The sequence below is a fragment of the Actinosynnema sp. NPDC020468 genome, assembly GCF_040642015.1.
Classification (GTDB): Bacteria; Actinomycetota; Actinomycetes; order Mycobacteriales; family Pseudonocardiaceae; genus Actinosynnema.
This window is the reverse complement of sequence record NZ_JBFAEO010000048.1, coordinates 16234-43147: the sequence shown is the minus strand read 5'-3', so window position 1 is coordinate 43147 and position 26914 is coordinate 16234. Positions and strand designations below refer to the sequence as shown.

Genomic DNA, 26914 nt, shown 5'->3' with positions numbered 1-26914 from the left:
GAGTTCGGCCGGCCGTCGTCGCCTGGCCCGCAGCGCTCGGACCCATCGCCCGGGGCGTGACCAGCCGGCCTCGTCCTGGCCCGCAGCGCTCGAAACCAGCCCGAGGCGCGGCCGTCCTCGCTCGGCCCGCAACGCACTCGGACCCACCGCCGGGATGGCGGTGGGTCCGTGGCGTGGTGCGTCCCGACTACTTGGTGGCGATCTTGTAGCCCGGGATGATCAGGTCGGGGTTCGGGATGAACTCCTTGTTCAGCTCGGCGAGCTTCTGCCAGCCGCCTTCGACCTTCTGCTCCTCCGCGATCTTGGACAGGCTGTCGCCCGCCTTGACCTCGTAGTCGCCGTTCGGGTTGGTCGTCGGCAGGGCCACCACCACCGGGGCTGCGGCCTGCTGCTGCACCGGCGCGGACTGCTGCTGCTGGACCGGGGCCGACTGCTGGACCGGCGCGGACTGCTGCTGCTGGACCGGGGCGGACCGCTGCACGGGGGCCGCCGAGCCGTTCAGGCCCTTCGGGCCGCAGTTCGGCCACGCGCCGATGCCCTGCGACGCCAGCACGTTCTCCGCCACGCGGATCTGCTCCTCGCGGGAGGCCTGGTAGGCCTGGCCGCTGCCGCCGTTCGCCGCCCACGTGCCGGGCGAGAACTGCAAACCGCCGGAGTAACCGTTGCCGGTGTTGATGCTCCAGTTACCGCCACTCTCGCACGCGGCCACCGTGTCCCAGTTGACGCCGGAGCCCTGGGCCTCGGCGGTGCCGACGGCCATGGCCAGCGGCACACCCGCGATGACGCCGGCGACGGCGACCTTCGCGATCGTGCGGACAGCGGTCGGACGGTGCTTGCCTCGGTAAGAAGCCATTTCCCTCTCAGCCCACCGCACCTCGGCCAGTGGCTCGGGCTCGGGTTCCCGGTGCTGCCACTCGTCGCCCTGTCCGGCGGATTTCTCTCGCTCGGGGTTGGTGCCGGGGGCCGTCGGACAGGTGAGGTGCTCGGCGTCCCGGATCTTGCTCGTGGTCGGTCGGGGCCAACCGAGAAGCGACGGTACGTAACCGGGGAAGTCGTGCCAAACGGAACAGGCTGTGATGCACGTCACTGTAACGCTATGGAGTGAAGCTTCGACCCTCGCGTTTAGCCAGCTAGAAGGCCCGTTACCGTCCCGTTTCCGTTCCGAGACCGGCCGAAATAAACTACCCAAAGTGAGGTCTGGCTCACGTGGTTCCACCGCTGGTGTCAGCCACCGGCGAAGGGTGGGAGCACGTCCAGCGACGCTCCGGAGGGCACCGGCGTGTCGCGGTCCCGGACCGCCACGCCGTCGAGCAGGAAGCTGCACGCGGCCAGCACCCGCGCCAGCCCGTCGCCGTGCCGCGAGCCGACCACCGACAGCACCTCGGCGACCGTCGCGGGCGCGGTCAGCTCCAGCCGCTCGTCGGCGACGCCCGCCGCCGCGCGGGCGCCCGCGAAGTACCGCACCGTCAGGTTCACCGTCATCCTCCGATGGCGCTCATGGGTCGGTCCGGCTGGTGGAACCCGTCCGAGTCGATGCCGTGCCCGGCGGCCTTGGCCCACGCGTTGCCGCGCCACAGGTCCGCCAACTCCTCGTCCGACGCGCCGGACCGCAGCGCCGCCCGCAGGTCCGTCTCCGACCGGCTGAACAGGCAGTTGCGCAGCTGCCCGTCGGCGGTCAGCCGGGTCCGGTCGCACGCCGCGCAGAACGGCCTGGTCACCGACGCGATCACGCCCACCGTCGCCGGACCGCCCGCCACCAGCCACCGCTCGGCGGGCGCGCCGCCGCGTTCGCCCGGCTCGGGCGTCAGCTCGAACGCCTCGCCCAGCGCCGCCAGGATCTCCTCGGCGGTCACCATCCGGTCCCGGTCCCAGCCGTGCTGGGGGTCCAGCGGCATCTGCTCGATGAACCGCAGCTGGTAGCCGCGCTCGACGCAGAACCGCAGCAGCGGCACCGCCTCGTCGTCGTTCACCCCGCGCATCAGCACCGAGTTCACCTTGACCGGCGCCAACCCGGCGTCGACGGCCGCGGCGAGCCCGGCGAGCACGTCGTCGAGCCGGTCGCGCCTGGTCAGCTCGGCGAACCGGGCGGGGACCAGGGTGTCCAGCGACACGTTCACCCGGTCGAGGCCCGCCGCGGCGAGCCCGCGCGCCCGCGCGGCGAGGGTGATGCCGTTGGTCGTCATCGACATCCGGGGTCGCGGTTCCAACGCCGCCACGGCCGCCAGCACGTCCTCCAGCCGGGGTCGCAGCAGCGGCTCGCCGCCGGTGAACCGGACGTCGGTCACCCCGAGCCGGGTCACCGCGACGTCGATCAGCCGGACCAGTTCCTCGTCGGTCAGCACGGCGGGCTTCGGCAACCAGTCCAGGCCCTGCTCCGGCATGCAGTAGGTGCAGCGGAGGTTGCAGCGGTCGGTCAGCGAGACCCGCAGGTCGGTGGCGGTCCGGCCGTGCCGGTCGACCAGCCGCGCGGTGTCCGGGCGGTCGGTCGAGCCGGGCACGCCGGGTAGTCCCAAGTCGACTGCTGTCACCCTGGCCAGGGTAATCGGCCCACCCGCCGGGGTAACGGGTCGAATACGGGACAACGCGGCGTCCCACGCACGAGGACGATGTCGGCCGCGGTCTCTCGGCGGCTAAATTACTTGACATGACGAGCGAGCACGACGTCCCGGCGGACGTGTTGGAGCGGTTCGGCCGCTACGCCCGGGAGAGCAGCACGCTCACGATCCTGTTCCACAGCCGGGTGGCGGAGCAGATGGGGTTGTCGCCGACCGACGAGAAGTGCCTGGACCTGGCGATCCGCGCGGAGGGCCCGGTCACGGCCGGCCGCATCGCCGAGCTGTCCGGGCTGTCCACCGGCGCGGTCACCGGCGTGATCGACCGGCTCGAGAAGGCCGGGTACGTCCGCCGGGTGCGCGACCCGCACGACCGCCGCAAGGTGCTGGTCGAGGTCACCGTGGACCCCCAGCGCTTCAGTCACCTGTTCGTGGGGGCCCAGCAGACGCTCAGCGAGGTGCTCGCCCTGTTCACGCCCGCCGAGCGGGACGTGCTGGAGCGCTACCACCTGGCGGTCATCGACACCTTCCGCCGCCGGGTGATCGAGGCCTGACCTGGCAGCATTGCCCCCATGGCCGAGCAGTGGAACTACCTCATGGACATGGACGGCGTGCTCGTGCACGAGGAGCACCCCATCCCCGGGTCGAGCGAGTTCGTCGCCGAGCTCACCTCGGCGGGCATCCCGTTCCTCGTGCTGACCAACAACTCCATCTACACGCCGCGCGACCTGCGCGCCCGGCTCTCGCGCACCGGCCTGGAGGTGCCCGAGGCGTCGATCTGGACCTCGGCCCTGGCCACCGCGCGGTTCCTGGACTCGCAGCGGCCGGGCGGGTCGGCGTTCGTGATCGGCGAGGCGGGCCTGACCACCGCGCTGCACGAGATCGGCTACGTGCTGACCGACCGCGAGCCGGACTACGTGGTGCTGGGCGAAACCCGCACGTACAGCTTCACCGCCATCACCAAGGCGATCCGGCTGGTCGAGGAGGGCGCGAAGTTCATCGCGACCAACCCGGACGCCACCGGACCGTCGCGCGAGGGCTCGCTGCCCGCCACCGGCTCGATCGCCGCGCTGATCTCCCGGGCCACCGGCCGCGAGCCCTACTACGTCGGCAAGCCCAACCCGCTGATGATGCGGTCGGCGCTGCGGGCGCTGGGCGCGCACTCGGCGAACACCCTGATGATCGGCGACCGGATGGACACCGACGTGCGCAGCGGCCTGGAGGCGGGCCTGCGCACCATCCTGGTGCTCACCGGCATCTCGGCGACCTCGACGGCCGAGCTGTACCCGTACCGGCCGACCAGGGTGATCGACTCGATCGCGGACCTCGTCGGGCACTCCGCGAACCCGTTCCCGGACGAGCACTGACGCCCCTCATTTACTGTGGTGATCATGGACTTCAACCGGGTGCTGGAGGAGTACGGAGCGGCGTTCACCGAGGCGGTGCGCGGCCGGTCGGCGGAACCCGTGCCCAGCTGTCCCGGGTGGACGGTCGAAGACCTCGTCGCGCACCTGACCGTGGTGCAGGCGTGGTGGACGGAGGTCCTGCTCGCCGGGGGACCGCGTCCGGACGAGGCCGCGGCGCGCGCGGCGGCGGACGTCGGGTCGGACCCGTTCGACAGCTGGCTGCGGGTCAACGCCCGGTACCTGGCCGTGCAGCGGGACAGCGACCCGGACGGGCCTGCCTGGACGTGGTGGAACCCCGGCGAGCTGGGCACGGCCGCCGAGGTCGCGTCCCGCCAGGTGCACGAGGCGGTCGTGCACTGCTGGGACGCGCGGGCGGCGGCGGGGCGGCAGGAGCCGGTGCCCGCCGCCATCGCGGCCGACGGCGTCGACGAGTTCCTGTCCCGGCTGTTGGTCGGCCCGGAGTGGCACGGCGGTCCGGTCGCGGTGGGGTTCCGGGCGACCGACGCGGACCGGACGTGGCTCGTCGCCACCGACGGCACGCGCCCGCCGGCGGTGACGACGGGCGTCGAGCCCACGTCCCTGGTCACCGGCACGGCCGAGGAGCTGTACCTCGTGCTGTGGGGCCGGTTCCCGGTCGAGCGGGCGGTCTTCGCCGGCGACGCGGACGCCGCCCACCGGGTGCTCGACTGGCAGAAGCTGAACTGAACGCGAACGCGGCGTCACGCCGGGTAGCGAAATTGCGTGATCTGTGCGCGGCACGTAGTCGTTCGCTTATGGTCACGGATGTGGAACGACCGCTCTTCGTCGTCGGCGACGTGCACGGGCACCTCGCCGAGCTGACCCGCGCCCTGCACACCTCCGACCTCGTGGACGCGGAGGGGAACTGGCTGGGCAAGGACGCGGAGCTGTGGTTCCTCGGCGATTTCGTGGACCGCGGCCCGGACGGCATCGGCGTGATCGAGTTCGTCATGCGACTGGCCGAGCAGGCGCGGGAGTCCAGCGGCCGGGTCGACGCGCTGATCGGCAACCACGAGGTGCTGCTGCTGGGCATGCACCGGTTCGGCGACGAGAACGTGCCGAACGCGCCGACACCGCGCAGCTTCGCCCGCAGCTGGCTGCTCAACGGCGGCCTGCGCAGCGACCAGGACCGGCTCACCGAGGCCCACATCGAGTGGCTGACCAGCCGGGACGTGGTGCACCTGGTGGACGACCACCTGCTGATGCACTCGGACACCATGGCCTACCTCGAGTACGGCACCGCGCTGCGGGACGTCAACGACGCGGTCCGCGAGGTGCTGCGCGGCGACGAGCTCGACCACTGGTGGGAGTGCTGGCGCAAGATGACCACCCGCTACGCGTTCCGCGGCCCGGACGGTCCGGACGCGGCGGACGAGCTGATGGCGTGCCTGGGCGGCGCGGAGATCGTGCACGGGCACAGCGTGATCGCCGACCAGCTGGGCGTGCCGCCGGAGCAGATCGACGGCCCGCTGCGGTACGCCGACGACAAGGTGCTGGCCATCGACGCCGGCCTGTACAGCGGCGGCCCGTGCCTGGTGGTCGAACTGCGGCGCTAGGGCGCCGGGACGATCTCCTTGCCCAGCGGCATCAGCGACACCGGGATCATCTTGAAGTTCGCGATGCCCAGCGGGATGCCGATGATCGTGACGCACAGCGCGACGCCGCTGACCGCGTGCGCGATCGCGAGCCAGATGCCGGCGACGACGATCCAGATCACGTTGCCGATCACCGACGGCGCGCCCGAGCCCGGCCGGTCCACCACGGTCCGCCCGAACGGCCACAGGGCGTAGTTCGCGATCCGGAACGAGGCGAGGCCCCACGGGATGGTGATGATCAGCACGCAGCAGACGATCCCGGTCACGACGTACCCGACGGCGAGCCAGAAACCGCTCAGCACCAGCCAGATCAGGTTCAGGAGGGTCCTCACGCCCCCATCCTGCCGGCCTCACCCGCCGGCGACGGTCAACCAGACCAGCGCGCCGTTCAGCGCGATCACCGCCGCGGCCACCAGCACCGCCGCGACCGTCGTCGCCCGGTGGTTCGCGTGCGCGCCGAGCACCGACCGCCGCGCGGTCAGCCACACCAGCGGCACCAGCGCGAACGGGATCCCGAACGACAGCACGACCTGCGACAGCACCAGCGCGAGCGTCGGGTCCACGCCCAGCGCGAGCACCACGAGCGCGGGCACGAGTGTGACGAGTCTCCTGGTGGTCAACGGGATCCTCCGGCGCAGCAACCCGTCCAGCACCACCGCGCCGGAGTAGCAGCCGACGGCGGTCGAGGCGAACCCGGACGCCAGCAGTCCGATCGCGAACAGCACCGCGACACCGCCGCCCAACTGCTGCCCGATGGCCGCGTGCACGCCCTCCAGGGTGTCCACGTCGGACCGCCCGCCCAGCGCGGACGCCGCGAGCAGCAGCATCGCCAGGTTCACCGCGCCCGCGAGCACCATCGCGACCACCACGTCCACCCGCGTGGACCGCAGCAGGTGCGGCGCCCGGCCGTGCCGGTCCCGGGTCAGCGCCGAGTGCAGGTACACCGCGTGCGGCATCACGGTCGCGCCGAGCATCCCGGCCGCCAGCAGCACGCTGTCCGGGCCCGCGAACCGCGGCACCAGCCCGCCGACCACCGCGCCGGACGGCGGCGCCACGACGAGCCCGGCCGCGAACCCGATCGCGACCACCAGGAGCAGCCCGGTGATCACCCGCTCGAACGGCCGCTGCCCGCGCCGGTCCTGCACCAGCAGCAGCACCGTCGACACCGCGCCGGTGACCACGCCGCCGAGCAGCAGCGGCAGGCCGAACAGCAGGTTCAGCGCGATCGCGCCGCCCAGCACCTCGGCGAGGTCGGTGGCCATCGCGACCACCTCCGCCTGCGCCCAGTACGCCAGCCGTCCCCGGCGGGGCAGCCGGTCGCGCACCGCCTCGGGCAGCGACTTCCCGGTCACCAGGCCGAGTTTGGCCGACAGGTACTGCACCAGGCCCGCCATCACGTTCGCCGCGACGAGCACCCACACCAGCAGGTACCCGTACCGGGCGCCGGCCGCGGTGTTGGTCGCCACGTTCCCGGGGTCGACGTAGGCGATGGCCGCGACGAACGCCGGTCCGAGCAGCGCCGCGCCCGATCGCACCCGCTCCAGGACCGTCACGGCCGGAGATGTTGCCAGAGACTGGCAACAGGCTCACGCGAGCAGGGCCACCGCGACCGCCACGACCGCCGCCAACCCGTCGCCGCACGGGGTGAGCAGGTGGCTCAGCGCGATCCGGGTCGTGGTCTCGGCGACCAGCCGCACCCGTGCCTCCGGCAGGTCCGGCAGCCGCGGGGCGAGGTGCTCCTGGAGCACGTCGGTGACCAGCAGCAGCACCGGCAACCCCTGCGTGGTCACCATCGGCAGCATGTCGCCGGAGTTCGCCCCGGTCAGCACCGCGCGGGCCATGGGATCGCTGTCCGCCAGGGCGAACACGTACTCGAACGCCTCCCGCAGCCCGCGCGCCGGGTCCGCCTCGGCGGCCAGCCGCACCCGCATCCCGTCGGCGAACTCGGCGGCCTTGTGCAGCGTCACGGCCTGCACGAGCCGGTCCTTGTTGCCGAACTCGTTGTAGACGGTCTGCCTGCTCACCCCGGCCCTCGTGGCGACGTCGGCCATCCGCAGTCCCCGCGCGCCGTGCGACGCGACCAGTCCGGCGGCGGCGTCGAGCAACGACCGGGTGAGTTCCGTCACGGCCACAGCTTGGCACGCGACCGGATCGGTTCCGACCGCCGGGGTTTTAAGGTGGGACCCGTGCCGCCGACCGTGGGATTCGACCTCGACATGACCCTGATCGACCCCCGTCCCGGCATGGCCGCGGTGATGGCCGCGGTGGCCGCGGAGTCCGGCTACCCGCTCGACGGCGAGCACTTCGCGAACAACCTCGGCCCGCCGCTGGACATGGTCTACCGGTCGTTCGGCGTGCCCGAGGAGGACGTGCCCGACCTGGTGGCCCGGTTCCGCGCGCTGTACCCGCGGATCGTGATCCCGGCGACCGTGGCGCTGCCCGGCGCGGCGGAGGCGCTGGCCGCGGTGCGCGACCTCGGCGGCACGACGGTCGTCGTCACCGGCAAGTACCGGGCCAACGCGGCCCTGCACCTGGCCGCGCTCGGCTGGGAGGTGGACCACCTGTTCGGCGAGCTGTGGTCGACCGGCAAGGCCGAGGCGCTCAAGGCGCACGACGCGGCGGTGTACGTGGGCGACCACGTCGGCGACGTGCGCGGCGCGAAGGCCGCGGGCGCGCTGGCGGTCGGCGTGGAGAGCGGGCCGTGCAGCGCGGCCGAACTCCTCGCGGAGGGCGCGGACGTGGTGCTGACGAGCCTGGAGGAGTTCCCCGCGTGGCTGCGGGGGACGTTCAGCGCCGGCGCTTCGAGTCCCGCACCACGCTGAGCACGCCGACGGCGAGCCCGACCGGCGCGAGCAGCCACCCGGCGGCGAACACCCACGGGGGCAGCCCGCCGGAGCCGGCGACGAACATCGCGACGATCGCCACCACGCCGAGCGCGAACAGGACCACCGCGGTCGGCATCAGTTTCGAGGTCGTCATGCGGGTGAGCGTAGTCGCGCGATCGGAGGTGCCTCGGCGGTGGTGTTCTGGATAGTCTGGTGGGACGCGTCCTGGGCACGCCCCGGGGCGCGTTCGTCGTGATTTCCGAAGGATTGGTGAGGCGAAGTGCCGACCGGCAAGGTCAAGTGGTACGACTCGGAGAAGGGCTTCGGCTTCGTCACGCAGGACGGTGGCGAGGACGTCTACGTGCGCAAGTCCGCACTTCCCCCGGGTGTCGAGGGCCTCAAAGCCGGTCAGCGGATCGAGTTCGGCATGGCCGAGGGCAGGCGGGGTCCCCAGGCCCTGTCGGTCCGGCTGATCGACCCGGCCCCGTCCGTGGCCGAGGCGCGTCGTCGCCCGGCCGAGGAACTGCACGGCCTGGTCGAGGACATGATCAAGCTGCTCGAGCTGAAGGTCCAACCCGACCTGCGCCGCGGGCGCTACCCGGACCGCAGAAACACGAAGCTGGTCGCCGAGGTCGTCCGCGCCGTGGCCAGGGAACTGGACCCGTAGGACCGGAAGTGGCGGTGGGCTCGCGGACCGCGGGCCCACCCGCGCCGGAGCGCTAACCGGCGTTGAGCACCCAGATGCCGCGCGCCACGAAGTCGACGCCGTCGCCGTTGCTCTCGATGCGGGTGCCGAACTGCTGCACCTCGACCCGGACCACCTGGTCGGACTTGCCCGGCAGGGTCAGCGTGTAGGCGTGCTTCACCTCCGCCGGGGTGAACACCGGCGAGCGCATGACCTGCTGCCTGCCCTCGGAGGCGTACAGCACGTTCACCGCCCACGCGGAGTCCGCGACGTCGCCGGGCACCGAGATCTGCACCGGGTAGCCCGGGCGGACCGCCAGCGTGGTCTCGGCGGCGGCGTCCTCGGCGCAGTTCTCCGACTTCACGTCGCAGTACAGGGTCGGTGTCGCGTCGACGGCGTGACCGTCGGCGTAGAAGGTCACCGCCGGTGGGGCGGGCGCGGAACAGCCGGCCAACAGCAGGACCAGCACGGGCAGCAGGCGGCGCACGGACAGCGAGCCTACGTGGTCACCGCGGAGGCCCGGAGGGGGCGGTCGCCGCCGAGGCCCGGTATCAGCGAACCGCCGCGCGCGGTCATGATCGTCTGGGTCAGGCCGAGCGCCAGCAGCGCCGACAGCACGGTGAACCCGATCCAGTACTCGGTGGGCAGCAGCACGCCGATCGCGCCGCCGAACACCCAGCCCAGCTGGAGGATCGTCTCCGACCGGCCGAACGCCGACGCCCGCGACTCCTCGGGCAGGTCGTCCTGGATCACCGCGTCCAGCGACACCTTGGCCAGCGCCGACGCGGTCGCGCCGACCAGCCCGACCGCGGCCGCCGTCGCGAGGCCCGGCAGCACCGCCGCCAGCACGCACGACGCGAGCGCGCCGATCAGGCAGCCGAACACGACCTGGTCCGGCGACCCGAAGTGCAGCCGCGCGCCGACCACGTTCCCGAGGAAGCTGCCGACACCCGCCGCGGCCGCGATCACGCCCAGCAGCAGCAGTTGCAGCACCGGCTCGCCCTCGGTCTGCGCGCGCACCACGAACGCCGCGAACAGCATCAGGAACCCGGTCAGCATCCGGATCGAGCCGTTGGCCCACAGCGACACCACCACCGTGCGACCCAGCGGCTGCCTCGCCCGCTTCGGCCGTGCCCGCAGCGACGTCGGCACCTCGCCCTCGGTGACCTCGACCCACGCCGGGATCCGCAGGCACAACCACCCGTTGACCAGGCACAGCACCGCGGTGAACCACAGCGCGCCGGGCGAGCCGAACAGGTTGGCGAACCCGGCCGCGACCGCGCCGAACACCCCGCCCGCGGCCAGCCCGAACACCGTCATCCGGGCGTTGGTCCTGGACAGCGTGATCTCCCGCGGCAGCACGCGCGGGGTGATCGCGGACTTGAGCACGGTGAACGACTTGGACAGCACCATCGAGCCCAGCGCCGCCGGGTACAGGCCCCAGTTGTCGAAGTTCACCGCCATCACGATCGACAGCACCACCCGCAGCACGCACGAGGCGGCGAGCGCCCACCGCCTGCCGTGCTGGATGCGGTCCAGCGCCGGCCCGATCACCGGCGCGACCAGCGCGAACGGCGCGACCGTGATCAACAGGTAGAGCGCGACCTTGCTCTTGCTCTCCCCGGTGGCCGCGGAGAAGAACAGCGTGTTCGCCAGCGCGACGGCCATCGCGGCGTCGGCCGCGTAGTTCATCATCACCGAGTAGGTCAGCGACGACAGGCCGGACTGCTTGGCGCCGTCGGCGTGCGCGGCCCGCTTGAACGCCGTCACCGCCTGGCCGCCCAGCTGCCTCGTCCGGTACAGCGCGACCCGGGTCACGGTGAGCTTGCGGGGCATCGACGGCGCGGCCGTGTGGGGCAACGGCGTGGTCTGCTTGGGCGGCACCCGCACGGGGCCGGTCGGGGCCTCGTCGGCGCGCGGACGGGCGCGCGGCCGGTACTCGTCGTCCTCCCACGGGTACCGCCGCGACTGGTCATCCGGCCGAGGGGGCGTCACCCCCCAATCCTGCCTCACCAGGCCACGCCTGTCTCAGACATTGCTCCCGGTGAGCACGGTCGCGAGGGTTTCACCCGGAAGGTCGTGCGCGGCGATGCCGGCCAGCCCGACCGCGCCCGCCGGCTCCAGCACCAGCCCCAACACCCGGTGCGCGAGCGCGGCCGCGGCCCGGATCGCGTCGTCGTCCACCAGCACCACGTCGTCCACGAGTGCACGCAATCGGGGGACGGCCTCGGGCACCGGGGTGCGCACCGCGATGCCGTCGGCGATGGTGTCCACCGGCCCGTCGCCGACCGGCTCGCCCCGCCACGCCCTGGCCACCGCGGGCGCGCCGGCCGCGCACACCCCCACCACCCGGGTGGTCGGCGAGTGCTCCCGCAGCCACCGGGCCACGCCGGTGATCAGCGCGCCGTCGCCGACCGGCAGCACGACCGCGTCCAGCGCCACCCCGGCGCGCAGCAGCTCGACGCCGATCGTGCCCGCGCCCTCGGTGATCGCCACGTCCCGACCGTCCTCCACGAACCGCGCGCCGGTCGCCTCGGCGTGCGCCCGGGCCGCCGCCTTGGCCGCGGAGAAGTCGCCGGGCACCTCGACCACGGTCGCGCCGAACGCCCGCATCCGGGTGATCTTGTCCGGCACCGCGGCCGTCGACACGAACACCTCGACCGGCACGTCGCGGCCGCGGGCCGCGTAGGCGATCGCCTGGCCGAAGTTGCCCGCCGACGCGCACACCAGCCGCGTACCGGCCGCGACCGCGCCGAGCAGGTGGTCCGCGCCGCGGCCCTTGAAGCTGCGCAACGGGTTCGCGGTCTCCACCTTCACCAGCACCCGCCTGCCCAGCGCCGCGCACAGCTGCTCGTCGAAGTACTGCGGGGTGTCCCGGAAGACCGGGTCGATCGCCGTCGCGGCGCGGGCGATGTTCGCCAAGCTGATGTCCACGACCGCCACGGTAGGACCTCAGGCCGGGACGAACCGGACCCGGAACACCGTCGGCCAGTTCTTGCCGGTCACCAGGAACTCCTCCGAGCCGGGCACCGCGGCGATCCCGTTGAGCACGTCGGTCGCCGGCACCCCCGCGGGCCGCAGCGACGACAGGTCCGCGCTCGCGGTCACCCGACCCGACGCGGGATCGATCCGGACGATCTCGTCGGTCTGCCACACGTTCGCCCACACCTGCCCGCCGACGCACTCCAGCTCGTTGAGCTGCGTCACCGGCGTGCCGTCGCGCGTGACGTCGACCGAGCCGGTGGCCTCGAACGTGGTGGTGTCGCGGAAGGTCAACCGCGCCGACCCGTCGCTCATCACCAGCCGCGCGTCGTCGTGGCACAGGCCCCAGCCCTCGCCCCGGTAGGTGACCCGCCTCACCTCGGCCAGCGACGCGCGGTCCCGCTCGAACGCGATCCCGTCCCGCCAGGTCAGCTGCCAGACCCGGTCGCCGACCACGGTGACGCCCTCGCCGAACAGCGGCGCGGGCAGGTCCACCCGCCGCCGCACGGCGCCGGTCGCCGGGTCGACCGCGCGCAGCGACGACTGCCCCTCCAGGCCGGTGCCCTCGTAGAGCACCCCGTCGTGGAGTTCCAGCCCCTCGGTGAACGCCGTCGGGTCGTGCGGCGCGCTGCCCACCACCTCCGGGCGCAGCGCGGTCGCCGACGGGGACGCCGGCGGGGGAGCCGGGTCGCCCGCGCAGGCCGACAGGACGAGGAGCGGCACCATCGCGAACACGCGCACGTCCGAAAGGGTGGCACGTGTGCGCGCGGTCGGGTGGACGTGCGGCACAATCCATCCCGTGACCGCAACGCCGACCCAGCAGCCCCAGCCCGTGCTCGCGGACCCCGCGGCCGTCCAGCTCGCGCGTGCCGCCGCGCAGCAGGAAGCAGGCCAGGAACCCGTGGGCGACCACGTGGGAGTGCGTGCCGAGGACGACGCTTCGGTCACCCACCTGTTCCTCGCCGACCACGCGGGCTACCGCGGCTGGAACTGGGCCGTGACGCTCGCGTTCGCGGGCGAGGGCACGGCGCCCTCGGTGAGCGAGGTCGTGCTGCTGCCCGGTGACGACGCGCTCGTCGCGCCCGACTGGGTGCCCTGGCACGAGCGGGTCCGCGCGGGCGACCTCGGCGTCGGCGACCTGCTGCCCGCGCCCGCCGACGACCCGCGGCTGGTGCCCGGCTACGCGGGCTCCGACGATCCGGCGGTCGAGGAGGTCGCGCTGGAGATCGGGCTCGGCCGGGTGCGCGTGCTGTCCCGCGAGGGCGTGCTCGACGCGGCGCACCGGTGGCACGGCGGCGACTTCGGCCCGCGCAGCGACATGGCCCGCAGCGCGCCCGCCCGGTGTGGCACCTGCGGCTTCTACCTCCGCGTCGCGGGCTCGCTCGGCGCGGCGTTCGGCGTGTGCGGCAACGAGATGACGCCCGCCGACGGGCACGTGGTGCACGTCGAGTACGGCTGCGGCGCGCACTCGGAGGTCGCGATCGAGGGCGGTTCGGCGGTGCCCGTCGCGGACGTGGTCTACGACGACGCGCAACTCGACGTCGAGGCGAACGAGGTCTCCGTGCCCGCGGCGTCCGCGGCCGGTCCCGCAGAGTGAGCCGGGACCCGTTCGGTACCGAGGTCCTGCGGGAGTCGGTGCTCGCCGCGTGGCGCGGTTCGCCCACCCGGTTCCGCGAGGACGCCAACGCCGAGGAGGACCTGCGGCTCGGCGGGTACCGCGACCGGCTGCTGGTCGAGCTGGCCCAGAACGCCTCGGACGCGGCGGGCGCCGAGCCCGGCGTGCTGCGGGTGTCCCTTGTGGACGGTGAGCTGCGGGCCGCGAACACCGGCGCGCCGCTGACCGCGGACGGTGTCGCGGCGCTGGCGTCGCTGCGCGCGTCGGCCAAGTCCGCCGACACGGTCGGCCAGTTCGGCGTCGGCTTCGCGGCCGTGCTGGCGGTGACCGACGCGCCGCGCGTGGTCTCCACCTCCGGCGGCGTGCTGTTCTCCGCGTCCCGCACCCGGTCCCTGGTGCCGGAACTGGCCGCCGAGCGCGGTGGCGACGTGCCGGTGCTGCGCCTGGTGTGGCCGACCGACGAGGCCGACCTGCCCGCCGGGTTCGACACCGAGGTGCGGCTGCCGCTGAAGGTCGACGGCGCGGCCCTGCTGGCCGAGTTCGCCGACCAGGTGCCCGACCTGCTGCTGGCCCTGCCCGGGCTGCGCCGCGTCGAGGTCGGCGACCAGGTGTGGGAACGCGCCGTCGACGGCGACGTGGTGGTGCTGACCGGTCCGGGCGGCGAGCACCGGTGGCTGGTCCGCCGGACCTCCGGCGAGCTGCCCGCGGCACTGGTGCAGGGCGTCGAGTCCCGTCCACAGTGGACGGTGTGTTGGGCGTACCCGCTGGACGGTCCGCTGACCGGCGACGTGCTGCACGCGCCGACGCCGACCGACGAGAAGCTGTCCCTGCCCGCGCGGCTGATCGCGACGCTGCCCGTCGAGCCGTCCCGGCGCCGGGTGCTGGTCGGGCCCGCCGCGTCGTACGTGCTGGAGCGGGCCTGCGCGGCCTACCCCGAGCTGGTGACCGGGCTGCCCGCCGTGGAGCGGACCTCCCTGGTGCCGCTGCCCGGGTTCCCGCTGTCCGAAGTGGACGATCGACTGCGGGCCGGCGTGCTGGCCGCGCTGCGGTCCGCCTCCTGGCTGCCGATGGCCTCGGGCGACTGGGCCTCGCCGGTCGGCGCGCGGGTGCTCGACGCGCCGGTCGAGGAGCTGGTCGAGCTGCTGGAGGACGTGGTGCCCGGTCTGCTCGACTACGAGCTGACCCTGCCCGCGCACGCGAAGGCGTTGGCGGCGCTGGAAGTTCCCCGGATGACGGTGTCCGAGGTGGTGACGTCGCTGGCCGGCGTCGGCGGCGACCCGTCGTGGTGGCGCGAGGTGTACGCGGCGCTGGAGCCGTTGGCGGACGTGGACTCCTCGGCGCGCGAGGAGATGGGCTCGCTGCCCGTGCCGCTGGCCGACGGCCGGCTGGTGAGCAGCCCGCGCGGGGTGTACCTGGCCGCGTCGGTGGACTTCCCGGGGTTGCGGATCGCGCACCCCGAGGCGGCGCACCCGCTGCTGCTGCGGCTGGGCGCGGTCGAGGCCGGTCCGGGTGAGCTGCTGGACTCCGACGCGGTGCGCGAGGCCGTCCGGCACAGCCTGGACGACCCGTCGGTCGACGGCGCGGAGCTGGCCGCGTCGGTGCTGGAACTGGTGTCCCGCGCGGGTTCCCGGCCGTGGCTCGGCGCGTTGGCGCTGCCCGACTCCGCCGGCGAGTGGCGGCGCGCCGACGAGCTGGCGCTGCCGGACTCGGCGCTGCTGACCGTGCTGGAGCCGGACGCGCCGGTCGGGGTGCTGTCGTCGTCGTTCGCCTCGGCGTGGCCGCGGTCGGTGCTGGTCGACGTCGGCGTGATCGACGGGTTCACCGTGGTGGTGGACGACGCGCCGACCGAGCCGGACCACGACCTCGCCGACGAGGGCTACTGGTGGGACGCGGCCGAGGTGCCGCCCTCGCGGGTGGTCGGCATCCGGGACCTGGACCTCGTGGCCCGGGACCGGTGGCCGGCGGCGCTCGCGATGATGGCCTCCTCGCCGGAGGTGTGGCGCGCGGTGACCGAGCCGGACGGGTACACGTCCTGGTGGCTCGCGCGGTACGCGACGGTCGAGGGCGTGCCGCTGGGCGCGTGGCGGCTGCCGTCGGCGACGGACCTCGAGGGCCTCTACGACGTGGTGCCGGACGTGGGGTTGGAGCCGCACGTGCTGGCCGCGTGCGGGGTGCGGACCGAGTTGTCGGTGCTGGACGAGGAGGACGTGGCCGACCTGCTGGCCCGGCTCGGCTCGTCCCGGCCGCTGTCCGACGCGCTGGTGCTCCGGGTGCACGCCGCGGTGGCCGAGGTGGCCGACCAGGTGAACGTGGAACCACCCGACCGGGTGAGGGTGCTGACCGGCGAGGCCGTGCCGGCGGACGACGTGGTGGTGCTGGACCGGCCGTGGCTGCTGGGCGTGCTGCCCGCGTCGGCCGTGCTGGCGTCCTCGGGCGCGGCCTCCGACCTGGCCGAACTGCTGGCCCTGCCGCTCGCCTCGGAGGAGGTGGCGGGCGAGGTGGTCGGCGAGGGCGACGACGTGGTCTGGTCCGAGCTGGGCGCGGTGCGGCTGGCGTGCGACCTGCTGGGCGTCGACCTGCCGCCGGGCACCGTGGTCGTGCACGACGTGCTGGAGGTGGACTCCGACGACGAGACCCACGAGGTCTCGTGGTGGGTCGCCGAGGACGTCGTCCACGCCGCGGACACCCCGGAGGGCCTGGCCCGCGCCCTGGCCTGGACGACCGACCGCTGGCCGGACCGCCACACCTTCGCGGCCCTGATCACCGACCCGACCCCGACGGTGCTGCTGGCCTGACGACCGGCTTCGCCCACCGACCTGCCCGCGCTCGCGCCGCCGGTCCGACCGCCGGCGGGTGTGCCCACCGACCTGCCGGCGCTCGCGCCGCCGGGGTCGGAGGGGGCGGCGGGCCGAATGCCGACCTGCCGGTGCTCGCGCTGCCGGGTTGGCGGACTGCGGGCCGAACTGCAACCTGCCGGTGCCCGTGCCGTGGGGTTGGCGGACTGCGGGCCGAACTGCGACCTGTCGGTGCCCGCGCTGCCGAGTCGGCGGACTGCGGGCCGAACCCCGACCTGCCGGCGCTCGCGCTGCCGGGTCGAGGTGCTGCGGGCCGGACCCGACCTGCCCGTGTGGCTTGCTCGCCCTCGCGGACCGGGCGCCGATCCGCCCGTGCGGTCGGCCTGGTCGTCGCGGCTCACCCACTCGGCCTGCTCGACCGCGCGACTCCGGACTCCGGCCTGCGGGTGCGTGGCCTCCGGCCCCCGAGTCCATTTTCCCACAGGGCACCGACAGTTTCGGCGGGTCGACCGCCGTGGGCGTCCCGGGTTCCCCGCTCCGGCATCCCGAACCCGCGTCCACCCCGTACCGGATCCGCGGCCGAACCCCGCGGCCCGAACCCGCGGCCGAACCTCTGCCCGAACCCGCGTGGCTCCCGGCAGACCGGGTCAGTCGGTGAGGCCCTGCTGGGCGGTTTTGGAGCCGCGGCGGGAGGCGGCCTGTTGCCAGCGGAAGATCGAGTAGCCGATCAGGCCCAGGAGGCCGCCGGCGAGGGTGGTGAACAGCAGGGTCGTGTCGTCCCGTGCGAACACGAGGACGACCAGGAAGGCTGCGAACCACAGCGCCGTGCCGCCCACGATGGCCGGGACCGGGTCGGTCAGGGTCTTCGGTAGGGGCGGCGGGGGCGGTAGGTGGGGCTGTTCCGGCACGTCGGCAGGCTACCCGGCGGTGGGCGGGACGGTCGCGTCGAACCACGAGGAGAGGGAGAGGGCATGGCCACCGGCACACCGTCGCGGTCGGGCGTCGACGGGTTCTTCCGGATTTCCGAGCGCGGGTCGTCCGTGGCTCGCGAGGTGCGGGGCGGGCTCGTCACGTTCGTGACCATGGCCTACATCGTGGTGCTGAACCCGCTGATCATCGGCAGTTTCGCGGCCGACGACGCGGGCGCCAAGAAGGACGTGCTCGGCGGGATCCTGCCGGTGGACCAGGTCGCCGCCGTCACGGCGCTGGTCGCGGGCGTCATGACGATCCTGTTCGGACTCGTGGCGAACTACCCGTTCGCCCTCGCCACCGGCCTGGGCATCAACTCGTTCCTCGCGGTCACCATCGCGCCGCAGATGACGTGGCCGGAGGCCATGGGCCTGGTCGTGGTCAACGGGTTGGTCGTACTGCTGCTCGTGGTCACGGGTGTCCGCACCGCCGTGTTCAACGCGGTGCCGAGCGAGCTCAAGGCCGCCATCGCGGTCGGCATCGGGTTGTTCATCTGCTTCATCGGCCTGGTCGACGCGGGTTTCGTGCGCCGCGTGCCGGACGCCGCGAAGACCACCGTCCCGGTCGGACTGGGCATCGGCGGCTCGATCGCGTCCTGGCCCACGTTCGTGTTCGTGGTCGGCCTGGTGCTGCTCGGCGTGCTCGTCGCACGGCGGGTCAAGGGCGCGATCCTGATCGGCGTGCTGGCGACGACCGTGCTGGCGATCGTGGTCGAGGCGATCGCGAAGGTCGGCCCGTCGAAGGGGGTGGACCCCGGCGGGTGGAACCTCGGCTACCCGGCGCTGCCCGAGCACGTCCTCGGCCTGCCCGACCTCTCGCTGCTGGGCGAGGTGTCGTTCGGCGCCTGGACGCGGGTGCCGGCGCTCACCGCCGCGCTGCTCGTGTTCACCCTGGTGCTCACGGACTTCTTCGACACCGTCGGCACCATGACCGGCCTGGGCAAGGAGGCGGGGTTGATCGGCGCGGACGGCCAACTGCCCGGCGTCGGCAAGGCCCTGTTCGTGGACGGCGTCGGCGCGATCGCGGGCGGCGCGGCCTCGGCGTCGTCCAACACGGTGTTCGTGGAGTCCGCGTCCGGCATCGCCGAGGGCGCGCGCACGGGATTGGCCAACGTCGTCACCGGCCTGCTGTTCCTCGCGGCCATGTTCCTCACGCCGCTCTACCAGGTGGTGCCGGTCGAGGCCGCCGCGCCGGCGCTGGTGGTGGTCGGCGCGCTGATGATCGTCCAGGTCCGGGAGATCGACTTCACCGACTTCTCGATCGGGCTTCCCGCGTTCCTCACGATCGTGGTCATGCCGTTCACCTACTCGATCGCCAACGGCATCGGCGCGGGCTTCGTGAGCTACGTGGTGCTGCGCGCGCTCACCGGCCGGGCGCGCGGTGTGCACCCGCTGATGTGGGTGGTGGCGGCGGCGTTCGTCGTGTACTTCGCGATCGGCCCGATCCGGGCGCTGTTCGGGTAGTCGACTTCACACGAACGCCCGATCATATCGTGAGGTATGCTAACCATGTGGCGGAGAACGAGGCGGAGCAGGCGTTGGCGAGCCGGTTGCGGCTGGCCGTCGTCCGGCTGAACCGCAGGCTCCGCGCGCAGCGGATCCACTCCACGATCTCGCTCACCCAGGTGTCCGCGCTGTCCACGCTGCACAAGTGCGGACCGCTGACGCCGGGCGAGCTGGCCGCCAGGGAAGGCGTCCAGCCCCCGTCGATGACCAGGGTGATCTCGGCGCTGGAGGAGTACGGCTACGCGACCAGGCGCCCGCACCCCACCGACGGCCGGCAGGCCATCGTGGAGCTGAGCGACGCCGGGTTGAGCTACATCAACGAAGAGGTGTCGGCCCGCGAGGCCTGGCTGGACGAGCGGTTGGCCGAGCTGACACCGGAGGAACGGGGCGTGCTCTCGCGCGCCTCGGAGATAATCGACAGGATGGCGGGGCAGTAACACGGTGCCGGCGTACGCGGGTGGTGGAGAGGCCGATCGGCTCGATCGCACTACAGCGCTACCCCCGCCGAAACCGGAGCGCTCCGGCATGTTCGGCTCGCTCCGGGTCCGCAACTACCGCCTCTACGCCTCCGGCCAGGTCGTCTCGCTGGTCGGCCTGTGGATGCAGCGGGTGGCGCAGGACTGGCTGGTCCTGGAGCTCTCCGACGGCTCGCCCGTCGCGCTCGGCGTCGCCGCGGCCCTCCAGTTCGCGCCCACGCTGTTCCTGTCGCTGTGGGCGGGCGTGCTCGCCGACCGGATGGACAAGCGCAGGCTGCTGCTCGTCCTGGAGACCGGGCTCGGGCTGTGCGCGCTGGTGCTCGGCCTGCTCGACGTCACCGGCGTCGCCGAGCTGTGGCACGTCTACCTGCTGTGCTTCCTGCTCGGCGCGGTCGCGGCCGTGGAGACGCCGGTGCGCCAGTCGTTCGTGGTCGAGATGGTGGGCCGCGACCAGCTGACCAACGCCGTGGCGCTGAACTCGATGACGTTCAACCTCGCCCGGATGGTCGGACCGGCGGTGGCCGGCGGCATGATCGTGTGGCTGGGCAGCACCGGCTGGGTGTTCCTGGTCAACGCGGTCAGCTTCGCCGCGGTCATCCTCGGCCTGGTGCTGATGAACCCCGCCGCGCTGCACCGGGGCGAGCCCGTGCCCCGGGAGAAGGGGCAGCTGCGCGAGGGCCTGCGGTACGTGCGCAAGCGCCCGGACCTGGTGATCCTGCTCTGCCTGGTGTTCTTCATCAGCACGTTCGGGCTGAACTTCTACGTCACGCTGGCCGTGCTGGCGCGCAACACGTTCCACGGCGAGGCCGACGCCTACGGGCTGCTGTCCACCATGATCGCGATCGGCACGCTGGCCGGCGCCACGCTGGCCGCCCGCCGCAGCGCCAAGGGCAGACCGCGGCTGCGGCTGCTGATCTTCGGCGCCCTCGGGTTCGGGGTGCTGGAGATCGTGGCCGGGCTGATGCCGTCGATCTGGCTGGTCGGGGTGGTGCTGATCCCGGTGGGCATCGCGATGATGACCTTCACGACCACCGCCAACGCGACCGTGCAGCTGGCCGTGACACCGGCCATGCGCGGCCGGGTGATGGGCCTGTACATGCTGGTCTTCCTGGGCGGCAACCCGCTCGGCGGTCCGGTGATGGGCTGGCTCGCCGAGCACTTCACCGCACGCGCGCCGCTGGTCGCGGGCGGGGTGGTGTCCATCGTGGCGGCGCTGGTCGGCGGGTTCGTGCTGGCCAGGCGCGGCGGGTTCGCACTGCCGACCTACCGCCTCGGTCTGCGCAAGCGGGTGCGCTGACCCGCAGAATCGACCCCGTGGTCATCGCGACGGACTGGGTCCGGCTGCTGGTCGTGTGCGTGCTGTTCACCGTCGTGGCGGGCGCGGTGGTGCGGTGGGGCGGGTTGAGTTCGCCGACACCGGTCGTCCGGGCCGCGCTGCGGGCCGCACTGCAACTCGCCCTGGTCTCCGCGGTGATCACCGCGGTGCTCGCGTCCCTCCCGTCGACGGTGGCGTTCCTGCTGCTCATGGCCGGTGTCGCGACCGGAACGTCGGCCGCCCGCACGAAGACCGGCCGGCGCGGAGCGTGGGTCGGCGCGGCGATCCTGGCGGGCACGGCGCCCGCCCTGGCCGTGCTGGTGCTGACCGGGTCGGTGCCGGTCACGGGCATCGCGCTGGTGCCGGTGGGCGGGATCCTGATCGGCGGCGCGATGACCGCGACCACGCTGTCCGTGCGCCGCGTCCTGGACACCCTGCACAGCCGGCACGGCGAGTACGAGGCCGCGCTCGCGCTCGGGTTCGCCGAGGACGTGGCGGTCCGGGAGCTGGTGCGGGCGCCCGCGGCCGAGGCGCTGCTGCCCGCGCTGGACCAGACCCGCACGGTCGGGCTGGTCACGCTGCCGGGCGCGTTCGTCGGGATGCTGCTGGGCGGCGCGCCGGTGTGGCAGGCGGGGGCGCTGCAACTGGTCGTGCTGCTGGGGTTGCTCGCGGTGGAGGCGGTCGCGATCGTGGTGGTCGTGGAACTCGTCGCCCGCGGTTTCGTCCGCCGCCCTTCCCAAGGAGGCGAGCTTAGGCTAACCTAAGTCTCGTCGCTTCGTGGTGGGAGCGGCAGTCAGTTCGGGAACAGACGAGGCCCCGCCTCCCGGTCGTACCGCCGGGTGTCGGGGCCTCGTCGTGTCCGGTGGCCGGAAGCTTGTCGGAGCATCCACCACCGAGTCCTGAAGGGTTACCGCGCGGGCAGCTGGAGCCCGTTCTGCCCGGCGCGCGCCGCCTCGAAGCGGGCGTTCACGTCGGTCCAGTCCACGACGTTCCACAGGGCGGAGATGTAGTCCGCCTTGAGGTTGCGGTACTGGAGGTAGTACGCGTGCTCCCAGATGTCGAAGACCAGCAGCGGCGTGGTCGCGATCGACAGGTTGGAGTGGTGGTCCTTGAGCTGCTGGGTGATCAGCCGCTGACCCACCGGCTCCCACGCGAGCACGCCCCAGCCCGAGCCCTGGATCGTGGACGACGCGGCGGTCAGCTGCGCGCGGAACTTGTCGAACGAGCCGAAGTGCTCGTCCACCGCCGCGGCCAGCTCGCCGACTGGCTTGTCGCCGCCGTTCGGGGACAGGTTCTTCCACCACACCTGGTGCAGCGCGTGACCCGCCAGGTGGAACGCCAGCGTCGTCTCCAGGCCCACGATCGACCCGAACGAGTCCTTGTCGCGCGCCTCGGCGATCTGCTCGATCGTGTCGTTGGCGCCCTTGACGTAGGCCGCGTGGTGCTTGCTGTGGTGCAGCTCGTTGATCTCGCCGATGATCGCCGGCTCCAGGTCGGCGTAGTCGTAGTCGAGGTCCGGCAGCACGTACTGGCCCATGGCGTTCTCCTCGTTGCAAGCCTCTGGTAGTTGCAACTTACTGGCAGGTGGGTGACGCGGAAACCCGGGTGCCGATCACCGAGGTTTTTGTCACCATCGGGAATGTGCTGACCGCTCGCGGAATTTCGCTCTCGTTCGGCCGCAGGCTCGTGCTCGCGGCCGTGGACCTCGACGTTTCCCCTGGTGAGCGGGTGGGCCTGGTCGCGCCGAACGGGGTCGGCAAGTCGACCCTGCTGCGCGTGCTCGCCGGGGTGCTGCCACCGGACGAGGGCACGGTCTCGGTGCGTGGGAGCACCGCGTTCCTCACCCAGGAGACGGACGTCCGGCAGGGCGAGTCGGTGCGCGGGCACCTGCTGCGCCGCACCGGCGTGGCCGCGGCGGTCGAGCGGTTCGACCGGGCCGTCGAGGACCTGGCGTCCGGCGGGCCCGGCGCCGAGGACCGCTACGCCACCGCGTTCGAGGAGTGGACGGCGGCCGGCGCGGCGGACTTCGAGGAGCGCGCGGACGCGGTGTGCGACCGGCTCGGACTGCCCGCCGACCTGCTGGACCGGCGCGGCGCGGACGAGCTGTCCGGCGGCCAGTCGGCCCGGCTGCGGTTGGCGTCGGTGCTGCTGACGCGCGCCGACGTGCTGCTGCTGGACGAGCCGACCAACGACCTCGACCTGGCCGGGCTCGCGCTGCTGGAGGCGCACGTGACGGCGAGCCCGGCGGCGGTCGTGCTGGTCAGCCACGACCGCGAGTTCCTGGCCCGCACGACCACCGCGATCGCCGAGCTGGACGAGTTCACCCACGCGGTCACCGTGTTCGGCGGCGGCTGGGACGCCTACGTCGCCGAGCGCGAGGTGGCGGGCCGGCAGGCCCGCGAGGCGTACGAAACCTATGCCGCGAAACGGGATTCGCTCGTCGCCCGGTCCCGGCGGACCCGCGAGTGGTCGCGCGCGGGCGTGCGGCGCAACGCGAAGTCCGACGAGCCGGACAAGTCGATCAAGGCCTGGCGCAAGCAGGGCGCCGAGAACACCGCGACCCGGGCGTCCACTGTGGACCGTCAGTTGGAGCGGCTGGAGGAGGTCGAGGAACCGCGCGAGGCGTGGGAGCTGCGGCTCACCCTGCCCTCGGCCGGACGGGGCAGTCGGATCGCCTTCACGCTGCGGGACGCGGTGGTGCGCCGGGGCGACGTCACGCTGGGCCCGGTGAGCCTGACCGTCGGCGCGGGCGAGCGGTGGCGGCTGACCGGTCCGAACGGGTCCGGCAAGTCGACCCTGCTCGGCGCGCTGCTCGGCGAACTGCCGCTGGAGTCGGGAACCCGCACCGAGGGCTCGTCCGTCGTGGTGGGACGGGTCGACCAGATCCGGGCCGACTTCGCGGTCGACGCGAGCCCGCTGGAGGTCGTCACCGCCGCCACCGGGTTGTCCGACGTCGACGCGCGCACGCTCCTGGCCAAGTTCCGGGTCGGGTCGGACGCCGTGCTGCGACCTGCGCGGACGCTGTCGCCGGGAGAGCGGACGCGCGCGGGCCTCGCGGTGCTTCAGGCGCGCGGCACCACGTGCCTGGTGCTGGACGAGCCGACCAACCACCTGGACGTGGCGGCGATCGAACAGCTCGAGCAGGCCCTGGAGACCTACGAGGGCACCCTGCTGCTGGTCACCCACGACCGCCGGCTCGCCGACGCGGTGGGGGTGGACCACGCGCTGGACGTGACGACCCTGGCAAGATAGGTCCATGGGCACCGAGGAGGACTGGCCGGTCGAGCAGACGTGGTCGCTGCGCAACACCCACTGGCACGCCTACGTCGAGCACACGTCGCTGGACCACGCCTCCCCGCGCGCCGAACGCCTGGAACGGACCCCGGAAGAGGTCCTGACCACCCCGGCCGAGGTGGCCGCGTGGCTGGAGGTCAACCTCCGCAGCGCCACCAAGCCGGAGGAGGCGGGCAAGAAGCGGACCAAGGACGACCGCGACTTCTCCGACTCCAACCGCGTGCACACGTCGTTGGCGTCGGCGGGGGAGAGCATCTACACCGGGGTGAAGGGCATGCTGACCCTCGCGGTGGAGGCGGTGACGCCGGAGGAGTGCCGCAGCAGCCACGACGGCGCCGACGTGGCCCCCCTGAAGGCCGGTCGGCGCCGCTAGGCCGCCGCTACTCCACGGGCCAGGTGTGCCCCGGCTCGCCGGTGTGCATCAACTCCAGGTAGCGGGCGAGCATCTCCGCGAGGGCCGCGTCCCGCGACAGGCCCTTGGACTCCAGCAGCAGCACCGTTTCGCGCTGCCACACCGACCCGGTGCGGCGGGCGAGGCAGCGGGCCTCGATGACGCCCAGGTACCGGTCGCGCGCGGACGACGAGACGCCGCACGCCTCCAAACCCTCGTGCGCCAACGGGAGCAGCCGCCGCAGCACGAGTTCGTCCGGCGGGATCCAGCCGATGCCCGGCCAGTACAGCTGGGCGCCCATCCCGTGCCGGGAGCCCGCGTACAGGTTCTCCTCCGCCGCCTGGAACGACATCTGCGTCCACAGTGGACGGTCGAGGGTGGTGAGCGCCCGCTGCGCGCCGTAGAAGAACGCCGCGTTCGCCATCATGTCGAGCACCGTCGGCCCGGCCGGCAGCACCCGGTTCTCCACCCGCAGGTGCGGCACCCCGTCCACCACGTCGTACACCGGGCGGTTCCAGCGCCACACCGTCCCGTTGTGCAGGCGCAATTCCTCGAGCGACGGCGTGCCGCCCGCGCCCAGCACGTCCAACGGGTCCTCGTCGCCGGTTTCCGGCAGCAGCGCGGGGAAGTAGCGCACGTTCTCCTCGAACAGGTCGAAGATCGAGGTGATCCACCGCTCGCCGAACCACACCCGCGGCCGGACGCCCTGGTTCTTCAGCTCCTGCGGCCGGGTGTCGGTCGCCTGGAGGAACAGCGGCACGCGGGTCTCGTGCCACAGCGCGCGTCCCAGCAGGAACGGCGAGTTGGCCGCGATCGCCACCTGCACGCCGGCCAGCGCCTGCGCCACGTTCCAGTGCGAGGCGAAGTCCTCCGGCGCGACCTGGAGGTGCAGCTGGACCGACGTGCACGCGGCCTCGGGCAGGATCGACTCCGAGTAGGAGGACAGCTTCTCCGGCGGGCGGCCGCCGAACGGCGAGCCCTCCATGGACAGCACGGCCCCCTCGCCGCGTTCGGCGAACAGCTGGTCGTTGAGCAGCGCGTAGCGCGGCAGCGCGGACAGCCACCGGCGGTCGAAGTGCTCCTGCCGCAACGTCGGCAGCACCCCGATCATCACGATCGACGTGCCCGCGTCGTGCGCCTTGTCGTCCGCGGAGGCCAGCGTCGACCGGAGTTCGCGCTCCAGGTCGAGCGTCTCGTTGCCGGCCAGCTCGCGCGGAGGGACGTTGACCTCCAGGTTGTGCTGACCCAGTTCCAGCGTGAACGACGGGTCGCCGATCTTCTCCAGCACCTCCGCGTTGGCCATCGCGGGCCGGTACGCGGCGTCGACCAGGTTCAGCTCGATCTCCAGGCCCATCTGCTGTCTGGGGAACGAGAAGCTGTCCTCGGCCAACATGGTCCCCAGCGCGTCGAGACACCGCTGCACCCGCTCGCGGTAGCGCCGGCGGTCCTCCCTGGTGAACGTCCGAACGGACACATCCCTACCCATGCCGCCTCCCCTTTGTTCGGGCTGCTCCGGCGGGCTCAGCGGAGGCCAACCGTGACACAGCGACCTCCGGTGAGGAAGCGTCCAAATCGGTGCTCTCTGTCACATAGCAGTAACAATCAGCGAGAATCCGCTGGTGGGAGGCTTGCGGTTCGACCCCTTGGGCTACGAGCGCCGTTCACCTGACGGAAAGTGGGACACTGCCCGCGTGATCGAGATCGACGACCCGGCGGACCCCAGGCTCGACGACTTCCGCGACCTGTCGACCGCGGACCGCCGCCCGGACCGCCCCGGCGGTCGCGGCCTGGTGATCGCCGAGGGGGTGGTGGTGGTCGAGCGGCTGCTCGCGAGCCCCTACCCGGTGCGCGCGCTGCTGGGCGTGCGCCGCCGCGTGGAGGCGCTCGGCGACCTCGACGCGCCCGCGTACGTGACCTCCGCCGAGGTGATGGCGGAGGTGGTCGGGTTCCACCTGAACCGGGGCGTGCTCGCGGCCGCCGACCGCGCGCCGCGGCCCGCCCTCGCCGACCTGCTCGCGGGCGCCCGGCGCGTCGCGGTGCTGGAGGGCGTCGGCGACCACGAGAACCTCGGCTCGATCTTCCGCAACGCCGCCGCGCTCGGCGTCGACGGAGTGCTGCTCGGCCCGGGGTGCAGCGACCCGCTGTACCGGCGCAGCGTCCGGGTGTCCATGGGTCACGTGCTGCGGGTGCCGTTCACCACCCTCGAGGACTGGCCGCGCGACCTGGACGTGGTGCGGGACAACGGGTTCACCACCGTGGCGATGACGCCGAGGGCGGATGCGCGCAACCTCGCCGACGCCGGGCTGCGCGGCGCGAAGGTCGCGCTGCTGCTCGGCTCGGAGGGTCCGGGGCTCACCGACGAGGCCATCGCGGCCGCCGACGTGGCCGTCAAGATCCCGATGGCGGCGGGCGTGGATTCACTGAACGTGGCGACAGCGGCCGCCGTGGCCTTCTACGCGATCACCTGAACACGCTACTTTCTCCCCGGAGA

At 73.0% G+C, this 26914-nt stretch carries 29 protein-coding genes; 15 read left to right on the top strand and 14 right to left on the bottom strand.

Going from position 1 to position 26914, the window contains the following annotated elements:
- Window positions 1-187: 187 nt before the first annotated feature.
- The 3 genes from AB0G50_RS28470 to moaA all read right to left on the bottom strand — a co-directional run bounded on the left by AB0G50_RS28470 (window position 188) and on the right by moaA (window position 2498).
- The gene (locus AB0G50_RS28470; RefSeq protein ID WP_360114257.1) at window positions 188-853 is read right to left on the bottom strand and encodes a transglycosylase family protein; all 666 of its coding nucleotides are present in this window, start codon (window positions 851-853) and stop codon (window positions 188-190) included.
- Window positions 854-1224: 371 nt separating this feature from the next.
- A complete protein-coding gene (locus tag AB0G50_RS28465; protein ID WP_360114254.1) occupies window positions 1225-1482 on the bottom strand; it encodes a MoaD/ThiS family protein in 258 nt (85 codons plus the stop codon).
- Complete coding sequence (moaA, locus tag AB0G50_RS28460; protein ID WP_360114317.1) at window positions 1479-2498, bottom strand: GTP 3',8-cyclase MoaA; 1020 nt, start codon at window positions 2496-2498, stop codon at window positions 1479-1481. Before moaA ends, AB0G50_RS28465 begins: the two co-directional genes overlap by 4 nt.
- A 146-nt stretch (window positions 2499-2644) precedes the next feature.
- Between moaA and AB0G50_RS28455 the strand changes: the two genes are divergently transcribed.
- The 4 genes from AB0G50_RS28455 to AB0G50_RS28440 all read left to right on the top strand — a co-directional run bounded on the left by AB0G50_RS28455 (window position 2645) and on the right by AB0G50_RS28440 (window position 5532).
- The gene (locus AB0G50_RS28455) at window positions 2645-3106 is read left to right on the top strand and encodes a MarR family transcriptional regulator (RefSeq protein ID WP_360114251.1); all 462 of its coding nucleotides are present in this window, start codon (window positions 2645-2647) and stop codon (window positions 3104-3106) included.
- Window positions 3107-3124: 18 nt separating this feature from the next.
- On the top strand, window positions 3125-3919 hold the full coding sequence (locus AB0G50_RS28450; RefSeq protein ID WP_360114248.1) for an HAD-IIA family hydrolase: 795 nt from the start codon (window positions 3125-3127) through the stop codon (window positions 3917-3919).
- 24 nt (window positions 3920-3943) lie between these two features.
- A complete protein-coding gene (locus AB0G50_RS28445) occupies window positions 3944-4663 on the top strand; it encodes a maleylpyruvate isomerase family mycothiol-dependent enzyme (protein ID WP_360114245.1) in 720 nt (239 codons plus the stop codon).
- A gap of 80 nt (window positions 4664-4743) precedes the next feature.
- Complete coding sequence (locus AB0G50_RS28440; RefSeq protein ID WP_360114242.1) at window positions 4744-5532, top strand: metallophosphoesterase; 789 nt, start codon at window positions 4744-4746, stop codon at window positions 5530-5532.
- Here AB0G50_RS28440 and AB0G50_RS28435 read toward each other — a convergent pair.
- From AB0G50_RS28435 to AB0G50_RS28425, 3 genes are read right to left on the bottom strand one after another with little or no spacing between them, the layout of a single operon-like run.
- Window positions 5529-5903 carry a YccF domain-containing protein gene (locus AB0G50_RS28435; protein ID WP_360114239.1) on the bottom strand — a complete coding sequence of 125 codons (375 nt, stop codon included), beginning with the start codon at window positions 5901-5903 and terminating at the stop codon, window positions 5529-5531. The genes AB0G50_RS28440 and AB0G50_RS28435 overlap by 4 nt on opposite strands.
- Before the next feature lie 18 nt (window positions 5904-5921).
- Window positions 5922-7124 carry an Nramp family divalent metal transporter gene (locus AB0G50_RS28430; RefSeq protein WP_360114236.1) on the bottom strand — a complete coding sequence of 401 codons (1203 nt, stop codon included), beginning with the start codon at window positions 7122-7124 and terminating at the stop codon, window positions 5922-5924.
- Between the two features lie 33 nt (window positions 7125-7157).
- Window positions 7158-7697 (bottom strand): TetR family transcriptional regulator, encoded by a 540-nt coding sequence (locus tag AB0G50_RS28425; protein WP_360114233.1) that lies wholly within the window; start codon window positions 7695-7697, stop codon window positions 7158-7160.
- A 60-nt stretch (window positions 7698-7757) separates the two neighbouring features.
- On the opposite strand from AB0G50_RS28425, the gene AB0G50_RS28420 reads away from it, so the two are divergent.
- Window positions 7758-8393: an HAD hydrolase-like protein gene (locus AB0G50_RS28420; protein ID WP_360114230.1), complete on the top strand. Its 636-nt coding sequence runs from the start codon at window positions 7758-7760 to the stop codon at window positions 8391-8393.
- Here the strand turns inward: AB0G50_RS28420 and AB0G50_RS28415 are convergent.
- The gene (locus AB0G50_RS28415; protein ID WP_360114227.1) at window positions 8359-8550 is read right to left on the bottom strand and encodes a hypothetical protein; all 192 of its coding nucleotides are present in this window, start codon (window positions 8548-8550) and stop codon (window positions 8359-8361) included. The genes AB0G50_RS28420 and AB0G50_RS28415 overlap by 35 nt on opposite strands.
- A gap of 126 nt (window positions 8551-8676) precedes the next feature.
- Between AB0G50_RS28415 and AB0G50_RS28410 the strand changes: the two genes are divergently transcribed.
- Entirely contained in the window at window positions 8677-9063 is a 387-nt protein-coding gene (locus AB0G50_RS28410) for a cold-shock protein (RefSeq protein ID WP_360114224.1), read from the top strand.
- Between the two features lie 52 nt (window positions 9064-9115).
- On the opposite strand, the gene AB0G50_RS28405 is transcribed toward AB0G50_RS28410, so the two are convergent.
- Genes AB0G50_RS28405 through AB0G50_RS28390 form a run of 4 tightly spaced genes read right to left on the bottom strand, consistent with a single transcriptional unit; the run spans window position 9116 to window position 12789 of the window.
- Window positions 9116-9568 (bottom strand): DUF2771 family protein, encoded by a 453-nt coding sequence (locus AB0G50_RS28405; RefSeq protein WP_360114221.1) that lies wholly within the window; start codon window positions 9566-9568, stop codon window positions 9116-9118.
- A gap of 11 nt (window positions 9569-9579) precedes the next feature.
- Entirely contained in the window at window positions 9580-11076 is a 1497-nt protein-coding gene (locus tag AB0G50_RS28400) for an MFS transporter (RefSeq protein ID WP_360114218.1), read from the bottom strand.
- A 33-nt stretch (window positions 11077-11109) separates the two neighbouring features.
- Window positions 11110-12015, bottom strand: coding sequence for a pyridoxal-phosphate dependent enzyme (locus tag AB0G50_RS28395; RefSeq protein WP_360114215.1), 906 nt, complete (start codon window positions 12013-12015; stop codon window positions 11110-11112).
- Between the two features lie 18 nt (window positions 12016-12033).
- The gene (locus tag AB0G50_RS28390) at window positions 12034-12789 is read right to left on the bottom strand and encodes a glutaminyl-peptide cyclotransferase (protein ID WP_360114314.1); all 756 of its coding nucleotides are present in this window, start codon (window positions 12787-12789) and stop codon (window positions 12034-12036) included.
- 73 nt (window positions 12790-12862) lie between these two features.
- Between AB0G50_RS28390 and AB0G50_RS28385 the strand changes: the two genes are divergently transcribed.
- Both AB0G50_RS28385 and AB0G50_RS28380 read left to right on the top strand, forming a co-directional pair.
- Complete coding sequence (locus AB0G50_RS28385; protein WP_360114212.1) at window positions 12863-13660, top strand: DUF3027 domain-containing protein; 798 nt, start codon at window positions 12863-12865, stop codon at window positions 13658-13660.
- A complete protein-coding gene (locus AB0G50_RS28380; protein ID WP_360114209.1) occupies window positions 13657-16473 on the top strand; it encodes a hypothetical protein in 2817 nt (938 codons plus the stop codon). Before AB0G50_RS28385 ends, AB0G50_RS28380 begins: the two co-directional genes overlap by 4 nt.
- A 647-nt stretch (window positions 16474-17120) precedes the next feature.
- On the opposite strand, the gene AB0G50_RS28375 is transcribed toward AB0G50_RS28380, so the two are convergent.
- Window positions 17121-17381 carry a DUF2530 domain-containing protein gene (locus tag AB0G50_RS28375; protein ID WP_360114206.1) on the bottom strand — a complete coding sequence of 87 codons (261 nt, stop codon included), beginning with the start codon at window positions 17379-17381 and terminating at the stop codon, window positions 17121-17123.
- Window positions 17382-17444: 63 nt separating this feature from the next.
- Between AB0G50_RS28375 and AB0G50_RS28370 the strand changes: the two genes are divergently transcribed.
- From AB0G50_RS28370 to AB0G50_RS28355, 4 genes are read left to right on the top strand one after another with little or no spacing between them, the layout of a single operon-like run.
- The gene (locus AB0G50_RS28370; protein ID WP_360114203.1) at window positions 17445-18905 is read left to right on the top strand and encodes an NCS2 family permease; all 1461 of its coding nucleotides are present in this window, start codon (window positions 17445-17447) and stop codon (window positions 18903-18905) included.
- Between the two features lie 47 nt (window positions 18906-18952).
- Window positions 18953-19384 (top strand): MarR family transcriptional regulator, encoded by a 432-nt coding sequence (locus AB0G50_RS28365; protein WP_360114201.1) that lies wholly within the window; start codon window positions 18953-18955, stop codon window positions 19382-19384.
- A gap of 4 nt (window positions 19385-19388) precedes the next feature.
- A complete protein-coding gene (locus AB0G50_RS28360) occupies window positions 19389-20720 on the top strand; it encodes an MFS transporter (protein WP_360114198.1) in 1332 nt (443 codons plus the stop codon).
- A gap of 17 nt (window positions 20721-20737) precedes the next feature.
- A complete protein-coding gene (locus tag AB0G50_RS28355; protein WP_360114195.1) occupies window positions 20738-21502 on the top strand; it encodes an ABC transporter permease in 765 nt (254 codons plus the stop codon).
- A 143-nt stretch (window positions 21503-21645) separates the two neighbouring features.
- On the opposite strand, the gene AB0G50_RS28350 is transcribed toward AB0G50_RS28355, so the two are convergent.
- Window positions 21646-22275 carry a superoxide dismutase gene (locus AB0G50_RS28350; RefSeq protein WP_360114192.1) on the bottom strand — a complete coding sequence of 210 codons (630 nt, stop codon included), beginning with the start codon at window positions 22273-22275 and terminating at the stop codon, window positions 21646-21648.
- Between the two features lie 47 nt (window positions 22276-22322).
- Here AB0G50_RS28350 and AB0G50_RS28345 point away from each other — a divergent pair, with 47 nt between their 5' ends.
- Both AB0G50_RS28345 and AB0G50_RS28340 read left to right on the top strand, forming a co-directional pair.
- Window positions 22323-23990 carry an ABC-F family ATP-binding cassette domain-containing protein gene (locus AB0G50_RS28345; RefSeq protein ID WP_360114189.1) on the top strand — a complete coding sequence of 556 codons (1668 nt, stop codon included), beginning with the start codon at window positions 22323-22325 and terminating at the stop codon, window positions 23988-23990.
- A gap of 4 nt (window positions 23991-23994) precedes the next feature.
- The gene (locus tag AB0G50_RS28340) at window positions 23995-24405 is read left to right on the top strand and encodes a hypothetical protein (protein WP_360114186.1); all 411 of its coding nucleotides are present in this window, start codon (window positions 23995-23997) and stop codon (window positions 24403-24405) included.
- 7 nt (window positions 24406-24412) lie between these two features.
- On the opposite strand, the gene AB0G50_RS28335 is transcribed toward AB0G50_RS28340, so the two are convergent.
- Window positions 24413-25909 (bottom strand): glutamate-cysteine ligase family protein, encoded by a 1497-nt coding sequence (locus AB0G50_RS28335; protein ID WP_360114183.1) that lies wholly within the window; start codon window positions 25907-25909, stop codon window positions 24413-24415.
- A gap of 205 nt (window positions 25910-26114) precedes the next feature.
- Here AB0G50_RS28335 and AB0G50_RS28330 point away from each other — a divergent pair, with 205 nt between their 5' ends.
- The gene (locus AB0G50_RS28330; protein WP_360114180.1) at window positions 26115-26891 is read left to right on the top strand and encodes an RNA methyltransferase; all 777 of its coding nucleotides are present in this window, start codon (window positions 26115-26117) and stop codon (window positions 26889-26891) included.
- Window positions 26892-26914 lie beyond the last annotated feature (23 nt).